The sequence below is a fragment of the Massilia sp. LXY-6 genome, assembly GCF_051233485.1.
Taxonomy (GTDB): domain Bacteria; phylum Pseudomonadota; class Gammaproteobacteria; order Burkholderiales; family Burkholderiaceae_D; genus Telluria.
Window position 1 is genome coordinate 1 of record NZ_JBKFGF010000069.1, and the last position, 7,890, is coordinate 7,890.

General features: G+C 64.7%; 12 protein-coding genes. 9 read left to right on the forward strand and 3 right to left on the reverse strand.

Annotated features, from left to right (window positions below; genetic code table 11):
• Positions 1-137: 137 nt before the first annotated feature.
• Entirely contained in the window at positions 138-1,082 is a 945-nt protein-coding gene (locus ACI48D_RS24100) for a serine hydrolase (protein ID WP_435573776.1), read from the reverse strand.
• A gap of 293 nt (positions 1,083-1,375) precedes the next feature.
• The gene (locus ACI48D_RS24105; protein WP_435573777.1) at positions 1,376-2,395 is read right to left on the reverse strand and encodes a sulfate ABC transporter substrate-binding protein; all 1,020 of its coding nucleotides are present in this window, start codon (positions 2,393-2,395) and stop codon (positions 1,376-1,378) included.
• A gap of 182 nt (positions 2,396-2,577) precedes the next feature.
• On the opposite strand from ACI48D_RS24105, the gene ACI48D_RS24110 reads away from it, so the two are divergent.
• The 9 genes from ACI48D_RS24110 to ACI48D_RS24150 all read left to right on the forward strand — a co-directional run bounded on the left by ACI48D_RS24110 (position 2,578) and on the right by ACI48D_RS24150 (position 7,685).
• Positions 2,578-3,096, forward strand: coding sequence for a GNAT family N-acetyltransferase (locus ACI48D_RS24110; protein ID WP_435573778.1), 519 nt, complete (start codon positions 2,578-2,580; stop codon positions 3,094-3,096).
• Between the two features lie 109 nt (positions 3,097-3,205).
• Positions 3,206-3,883: a YcbK family protein gene (locus ACI48D_RS24115; protein WP_435573779.1), complete on the forward strand. Its 678-nt coding sequence runs from the start codon at positions 3,206-3,208 to the stop codon at positions 3,881-3,883.
• Positions 3,884-3,986: 103 nt separating this feature from the next.
• Complete coding sequence (locus ACI48D_RS24120; RefSeq protein WP_435573780.1) at positions 3,987-4,277, forward strand: DUF378 domain-containing protein; 291 nt, start codon at positions 3,987-3,989, stop codon at positions 4,275-4,277.
• 28 nt (positions 4,278-4,305) lie between these two features.
• Positions 4,306-4,764: a metallophosphoesterase family protein gene (locus ACI48D_RS24125; RefSeq protein WP_435573781.1), complete on the forward strand. Its 459-nt coding sequence runs from the start codon at positions 4,306-4,308 to the stop codon at positions 4,762-4,764.
• An 84-nt stretch (positions 4,765-4,848) separates the two neighbouring features.
• The gene (locus ACI48D_RS24130) at positions 4,849-5,262 is read left to right on the forward strand and encodes a hypothetical protein (RefSeq protein WP_435573782.1); all 414 of its coding nucleotides are present in this window, start codon (positions 4,849-4,851) and stop codon (positions 5,260-5,262) included.
• A 78-nt stretch (positions 5,263-5,340) separates the two neighbouring features.
• Complete coding sequence (locus ACI48D_RS24135) at positions 5,341-6,150, forward strand: transporter substrate-binding domain-containing protein (protein WP_435573783.1); 810 nt, start codon at positions 5,341-5,343, stop codon at positions 6,148-6,150.
• 19 nt (positions 6,151-6,169) lie between these two features.
• Positions 6,170-6,844: an amino acid ABC transporter permease gene (locus tag ACI48D_RS24140; protein WP_435573784.1), complete on the forward strand. Its 675-nt coding sequence runs from the start codon at positions 6,170-6,172 to the stop codon at positions 6,842-6,844.
• A 30-nt stretch (positions 6,845-6,874) separates the two neighbouring features.
• Positions 6,875-7,222, forward strand: coding sequence for a PAS domain-containing protein (locus ACI48D_RS24145; protein WP_435573785.1), 348 nt, complete (start codon positions 6,875-6,877; stop codon positions 7,220-7,222).
• On the forward strand, positions 7,167-7,685 hold the full coding sequence (locus ACI48D_RS24150; protein WP_435573786.1) for an EAL domain-containing protein: 519 nt from the start codon (positions 7,167-7,169) through the stop codon (positions 7,683-7,685). The genes ACI48D_RS24145 and ACI48D_RS24150 overlap by 56 nt, the downstream gene beginning before the upstream one ends.
• On the opposite strand, the gene ACI48D_RS24155 is transcribed toward ACI48D_RS24150, so the two are convergent.
• The coding region (locus tag ACI48D_RS24155; RefSeq protein WP_435573787.1) for a 4Fe-4S dicluster domain-containing protein at positions 7,642-7,890 on the reverse strand (249 nt) is incomplete at its 5' end. The two genes, ACI48D_RS24150 and ACI48D_RS24155, sit on opposite strands and share 44 nt — an antisense overlap.

Sequence of the window (7,890 nt, forward strand, 5' to 3'; positions counted from 1 at the left end):
GACTGGGCGCACCTCGCCTGTCTTGACCTCAACTACTCGAACCGCCCGGTGCGGACCCGCATGCCGGGTGGTGTGGCAGGGGAGCAGCCCATCTGGGCTGTCCCCTATGCCGATCTGGCCTGGGTGGCGCGGCCGGATCAGTGGTGACGGCGATGGCGCGACACCGGCGCGTGCTTGTAGCGGCCGTGGCCGGCCGAGGCCTTGACGCGGGCGCCGCCGCTTGAGGCCTTGATGCGCGGGCCGCCGACGGCGGCATGCACGCGCGGCGCGCGGGCGGTCGACACCGGGGCTTCGTCGCCCAGCACGTGGCGGCGGATGTTCAGGGCATCCAGGATGCGCACCGACGAGGCGCCGGCGTTCAGCAGCACCATGGTCGCGTTCTTGCCGGCGGCCTTCACGCGCATGATCAGGCAGCGGCCCGCTTCCTGGGTGTAGCCGGTCTTCGACAGGCCGATGTCCCAGCCCTTGGCGCCGACCAGGCGGTTGGTGTTGTGGTACTCGACGTCGCGGCCCTTGATGTTGATCAGGTGTTCCGACGAGGTCGTGATGCGGGTGATCTCGGCATAATTCGAGGCGGCGGTCGCCATCTTGACCAGGTCGGTCGCGGACGACTGGTTATGCGGGCTCAAGCCGGTCGGTTCCTCGATCACGGTCTGGGTCATGCCCAGTGCGGCGATCTTGCGCTTGACGGCCGCGCGGAAGGCTTCCATGCCGCCCGGGTAGGTGCGTCCGAGGGCGGCGGCGGCGCGGTTGTCCGACGACATCAGGGCCAGCTGCAGCACGTCGCGGCGCGGAATGGTCGCGCCGACCGGGACCCGCGAGGTGCTGTGCTTGAGCATGTCGACGTCGCTTTTCTCGATCTCGATCGGCTCGTTCATGTCCTGGTGGGCATCGAGCACGACCATGGCGGTCATCAGTTTGGTCAGCGAAGCGATGGGCACGACGGCAGCCGAGTTCTTCTCGAACAGGACCTTGCCGGTGTCATCTTCGACGACCAGCACCGATTGCGATCCGAAAGGCACGGCGAGGGCGGCCGCGCTGGAGATCGTCATCAGCACGGCAGCGATAAATTTTTTGATCATTTTTGTGTTGTGTACGGTTAATGGTCGGGCGCCGGACGGCGGCGGAGCATCAAAACGTCAAGTGAGCGTTCTTTAGACCAGTAGCGTCGAGCTACATGGGAACTTTGATGGAATCAATGTCATCGAAGAAAATCGAAACCAACGGCAAGATTCTACAAGAAAAAAGGCCTCGCGTTGTCGCAAGGCCTTCTTTGTGAACAGAAATTTAGAGAATTATCTTAAAGAAATCTCTTAAAAGCGACTCAGCTTTATATTTCCCATTATTAATCCTGTATGCATATACAGCATTAAGATTATTTCGACTGATAGATCTTGTCGAATTCACCGCCATCGTCGAAATGGCGTTTCTGCGCATTGCGCCAGCCGCCGAACACATCGTCGACGGTGAACAGCTGGACCGGCTTGTAATTGGCCGCGAACTGTTTCATGACTTTCTCGTTACGCACGCGCAGATAGTGCTTGGCACCGATCTGCTGGCCGGCTTCCGAATACAGGAAGTTCAGGTAGGCGGTGGCCTGCTTGCGCACGCCCTTGCGGTCGACCACCTTGTCGATCACGGCCACCGGCGTTTCGGCCAGCACGGAAATAGACGGGTAGACCACCTCGAAGTTGTCGCCGAACTCGGCGCGCACCAGGTTCACCTCGTTTTCGAAGGTCACCAGGATGTCGCCGATCTGGCGCTGGGTGAATGTGGTGGTGGCGGCGCGGCCGCCGGCGTCCAGCACGGGCACGTTCTTGAAGATCTTGCCGACCAGCTCGCGCGCCTGGGCTTCGTTGCCGCCTTTCTTGATCACCGAGCCCCAGGCCGCCAGATAGGTGTAGCGGCCGTTGCCGGCGGTCTTCGGGTTCGGGATCACGACCTTGACGCCCGGCTTGGCCAGGTCGGCCCAGTCGTGGATGCCTTTCGGGTTGCCCTTGCGGACCAGGAACACCATGGTCGAATAATAGGGCGAGGCATTGTTCGGGAATTTCTTGGCCCAGTCCTTGGCGACCAGGCCGCGGTCGGCCAGCATGTCGATGTCGTTGGCCTGGTTCAAGGTCACCACCGAGGCTTCGAGGCCGTCGGCAACGGCGCGCGCCTGCTTGCTGGAACCGCCATGCGACTGCTTGATGGTGACGTCCTCACCGGTGGTTTTCTTCCATTCGGCGCTGAAGGCCGGGTTCACGTCCTTGTACAGCTCGCGGGCGACGTCGTACGAGACGTTCAGCAGTTCGACGCCGGCCGCCTGGGAGGCGAGAGGGAGAGCGGCACTACCCAGTGCGAAAGTGAGCGCCAGCAGGCGGCGGCGCAGCGGGGAACGGGTACGGACCATGTTGTTCTTCCTTATAAAGACCTGTGGAAACAAGGTGCATCATCTATGAAGCAACATCGGAACTGAAGTACATTTTCATCATATGCTTAGAAGCTCCACACCGGCGCGTGGCCCGACAGCAGGATTGCACGCTTTGGGTTATAGTCCGGCCTGACGAACCACGGTTCTTACGATGGAAGTAAATGGGTATTGACATTCGCCAGGCAACACCGAACGACGCGCCAGCGGCATGCGAGCTGCTGCGCCGCGCGATCGAAGAAGGCTGCGCGGCCGACCACGGGCGGCGTGCCGAGATCCTTCAACCATGGCTGAGCAACAAGACGCCACGGAACGTGAGCACCTGGTTTTCGTCACCCAGCAATTACGCCGTGGTCGCGATCCAGGGCCAGGACTTGGCCGGGCTGGCGTTGCTGACCCAGGCCGGCAAGCTGGCGCTGTGCTACGTGATGCCGGGACAGTGGCGCAACGGCATCGGCAGCGCCATGATGCGCGCCGTCGAAGCCCAGGCCCGCGCCTGGGACATCGCCAAGCTCCACATGCAGAGCCCGGCTTCCGCCAGTGCGTTTTTCGAACGCCTCGGTTATGTGAATGCGGGCAAGGACATGGCCTGCTTCGGCCTCGAATGCGATTTCCTCTGGAAGCAGCTGAATGCCGTCGAACCGCCTGTGGGCAAGCGTTTCTGTAATTGCAGCGGCAAGTAATCAGTAAATAAGCGTCAAATAAACGTCAACTTTCCACCATTCCACGAACTCATCTTTTTTACTTTTGTCCGTTGAGATATAGTAAGGAAGTTCCAATGATGAGTTTGTTATGGCTTCCCGCAGAGATTTCCTTCACCACGGGTTGCGCCTCACCGCACTCGGCCTGGTCGCGACTCCGCTGACCGGCGCCGGGGCCGCCGAGCGCAATACCCGCACCGCGTCCAACCCGGCCGCCGCGCCGGACGCCCCCAGCATCGACATCGCGCCGCCGCCCGACCTGTTCGACGCCCAGGTGGTCGACCTCGACTTCTGGGTCAAGCCGCGCACCCTGTCCGTGATCCGCCCCGCCAGCGGCGAGCGCGCCAAGGTCCTGTACTGGAAGGATGGCGAAGTGATCGATTCGGCCTACCAGGAACTGTGCCACATGCTGCGCGACGTGAACGGCAAGGCCAGCATGGCGATCGACCCCAAGCTGCTGGAGACGCTGTGGGCCTCCCAGGCTTTCGTCGAGCGCTACGGCCTCGACAAGCCGCTGGAGATCCTGTCCGGCTACCGCACCCCGGCTTCCAACAAGCACCTGATCGAGCAGGGCGTGCCGGCCGCGCGCCAGTCGCTGCACATGTCCGGCAAGGCGGCCGACATCCGCATTGCCGGCCTGACCGAGGAAGTGCTGGGCGGCCTGGTGCGCAGCTTCCGGCAGGGCGGAGTCGGCTTCTATTACCGCGGCGGCCCGAAAGGCGGCTGGATCCATGCGGATACCGGCCTGAACCGTACCTGGAAGGGCTGATGTCCCGCTGACTACCGGCTGCTTCCCGGCCGGATAGACTGCGCACGATCGGCGCATTTTTGCTATCTTGGATATCGGATCAACCTTTCCGAAGGAGGACACGATGGCAACCATGAACGCACCCACCATGGAACGGCGGCACCTGCCCGAGCGGCGGGCTACCTTGCGCGAAGGGCACGCGGCGATGTCGGCGATCGACTACATTGCCATGGCCCTGTTGATCATCGGCGGCTTGAACTGGGCGATGGTCGGCCTGTTCGACGTCGACGTCGTCGCCAGCCTGTTCGGGGCCGGCAGCCCGGCCAGCCGCCTGGTCTATGTGGTGGTCGGCATCGCCGCCCTGTACTCGATCTGGACCGCCACGAAGATGAGCCGCAACCGGCATTCCGCTTGAGGTGGCGAACGCGACGCAGCGGCGGGCCATGCGGATCGGACTGATTTCGGATACGCACGGCCTGCTGCGTCCGGAAGCGCTGGACTTCCTGGCCGGCAGCGACCATATCGTGCATGGCGGCGACATCGGCGGACCGGATATCCTCGAGCGCCTGGCCGCCATCGCGCCCCTGACCGTGGTGCGCGGGAATAACGATACCGCGGTCTGGGCCAGGTCGATTCCCGAGACCGCGCGCCTGGAGGTCGGCGGCATCGCGGTTTATGTCATCCACGACCTCAAGGCACTCGATATCGATCCGGGCGCCGCCGGCGTGCGCGTGGTGGTGTCCGGCCATTCCCACAAACCGGCCAGCGCCGAACGCGGCGGGGTGCTGTACGTGAACCCGGGCAGCGCCGGGCGCCGCCGCTTCAGCCTGCCGATCGCGGCCGGCGAGTTGCTGGTCGACGGCGGACGGGTCGAGGTCCGGCTGGTCACGCTGGCGCCCTAGGCCAGGCGTGCGGCTTGCGCGTCCGGTCATCCATGGCTTAGCATACGCGCCGACCGTACCCACAATCACATTGCCGAGCCCCTCATGAGCCAAGATTCGACCAAGGACAGCGCCGAGCGCCCCCGTTTCCGTCCGGTGCCCTGGACCCCGCTGGAAACCCCCCAGGACGTCGAGCTCTGGATCGAGGAGCACAACATCACCATGCGGGAGATGATCGGGCCGCAGGAGACCGGGGTCGGCGTGCGCTTCAGCCTGGCGCCGGGCGGTGACGTGGTCCTCCAGACCACTGCCGACGCGGTCCTGCTCGACGTCGAGCCGGACGCGAGCTGGATCGCGCCCCTGATCATGGCCGCAACCGGGGCCGAGCAGCCGGCCGGGCAGGTCTGGGTGCTGCCCGACGACAAGCTGGTCCAGCTGCTGCTGGGCCTGTCCACCCTGGTCGAGAGCACGCTGATCGTCACCGGCCACAATTTCAAGCATAGCCGCAGGCTATATTGACAGGCCTAAAATTCCCTTTTCGCATCATCGTATTTCCGCTATAAATCAGGCTCTGCTGCTTGAATGGGGTGCGAGGCGATGCAAAAGGGTTTTCCGAACAATTTCCGCAGGACCTTATTAGCCGCTGCGGTCACGTCCTGTGCCGTGCTCGCGTTGCCGGCCCACGGCGCCGACCTGCTCGATACCGCCAGGGCGCGCGGCAGCTTGCGCATCGCCCTCGAGGGAACCTATCCGCCATTTAACTTCAAGGACCCGAAGACCGGCCAGCTGACCGGCTACGACGTCGACGTCGCCAGGCTGGTGACCGCGAAGCTGGGCCTGAAGCCCGAATTCGTGACCACCGAATGGACCGCCATCCTGTCCGGCCTGGGCGCCGGCAAGTACGACGTCATCATCAGCCAGGTGAACATCACGCCGAAGCGCCAGCAGGCCTTCGATTTCTCCCAGCCCTACACCTATTCGACGCCGCAGCTGATCGTGCGTCGCAACGAGCGCATCGAATACGCCAGGCTGGAAGACCTGAAGGGCAAGAAGGTCGGCGTCGGGCAGGGCAGCGTGTTCGAGCAGCAGGCCAAGGCCGTGCCCGGCATCGACGTGAAGAGCTATCCGGCGGCGCCGGAAAACCTGCAGGACCTGGCGTTCGGGCGGGTCGACGCGGCCCTGAATGACAGCCTGATGGTGGCCTACCTGCTGAAATCCTCGCAGCTGCCGATCCGCGCAGGCGCGCGCGTGGGCGCGGTCGAGCGCACCGGCATCGCCTTGCGCAAGGGCAATCCGGCCTTCCGCGCCGCCGTCGACAAGGCGCTCGAGGAAGCGCGCGCCGACGGCAGCCTGAAAGCCGCGTCGATGAAGTGGTTCGGCGTCGACGCCACCCGCGCGCCGCAATGAGCCGCGGCTGAGCCGGCGCATGGACGTCCAGGCCCTGCTGGACCTGCGCTCGTTGTTGCAGGAATCCGCCCCGCTCATGCTGCGCGGCGCCGGCACCACCCTGCTGCTGGCGGTGTCCGCCATGCTCGGCGGCCTGATGCTGGGCCTGCCGACCGCGCTGTTGCGGGTCGCGCCCTGGGCGCCGCTGCGCTGGCCGGCAGCACTCTACGTCAGCGTGTTCCGCGGCACGCCGCTGCTGGTGCAGTTGTTCGTGGTCTACTACCGCCTGCCGAGCATCGGGATCGAATTCACGCCGGTCGCGGCCGGGGTGCTGACCCTGTCGCTGAACGCCGGCGCCTATCTGTCCGAGAGCCTGCGCGGCGCGATCAAGGCCGTCGCCCAGGGCCAGTGGCGGGCCGCCTTCAGCCTCGGGCTCGGCTGGGGCCGGACCCTGTGCCATGTGGTGCTGCCGCAGGCGCTGCGGGGAGCGGTGCCGTCGATGAGCAATACCCTGATCAGCCTGATCAAGGACACCTCGCTGGTGTCCGTGATCACGATGACCGAGCTGATGCTTGTCACCAAAGAATTGATCTCCGTCACGTTCCGTCCATTGCCGCTCTACGTCGCAGCGGCCATCGTCTACTGGGTCTTGAGCCTGTTCTTCGAAGGCTTGCAGCGCCGTGCCGAGCGCCGCTTGAACCGGGCTCATCAATAACACCAGGCATCAAGCACACTGCGAGGTGAGATGGACAAGGACGTGCACGTGCTGGCGGCGCTGCTCGCCATGCAACAGCTCGACAGCGGCGTCAGCGCCGACGGCAGCGGCCAGGCCTGCCGCATCGTGGTCGAGCCGGTCGACGGCAAGCTGGCCGCGCTTGAAAGCAGCGAGGAACGCTTCCGCCGCATCGTCCACTGCGCCGACGAGGGCATCTGGGAGATCGACGCGCTCGGCTTCATCACCTTCGTCAACCCGAAGATGGCGGCGCTGCTGGGCTGCGAGATCGAAGACCTGCTCGAGCAGCCGCTGGTGCGCTTGGGTGTTCCGCGAAGCCGCGCGCCAGGTCCGGTGCTGGCAGCACAGCATCGCCCTTGACTTCCAGGTCAGCGTGAACAAGTCGCCGGTGCAGTTCCGGCGCGATGCCGGCCAGTACCAGGGCTGGCGCGACGATCTGCGCGAGCTGGCGCCGCCGCAGAGCATCGTGGTCGAGATCAGTGAAGGCGCGCTGGCCGGCGGCGCCGACGCGCTGCCTGGGCGGCTGGCGCAATACCGCATGCTGGGATTGCAGGTGGCGCTCGACCACTTCGGCACCAGCTATGCCTCGCTGGCCTACCTGAAGCGCTACGACATCGGCTTCGTGAAGACCGACCCCTCGCTGGCGCAGACGCTGGACGGGGAGGGCGGGGAGCTGGCGCTGTACGAGGCGATCGTCGCCATGGCGCACAAGCTGGGCTTGAAGGTGGTGGCGGAAGGAGTGGAAACGCCGGCCCAGCGCGCCCACCACCCCGACCGAATTACATATTCGGATAATTCGGCCCGCCGCCGCCTTCCGGCGTGACCCACACGATGTTCTGTGTCGGATCCTTGATGTCGCAGGTCTTGCAGTGCACGCAGTTCTGGGCGTTGATCTGCAGCCGGTCGCGGCCGTCGTCCGTCTTGACGAACTCGTACACCCCGGCCGGGCAGTAGCGCTGTTCCGGACCGGCGTACTTGGCCAGGTTGACCTCGACCGGAATAGCCGGGTTCTTCAGGGTCAGGTGCAC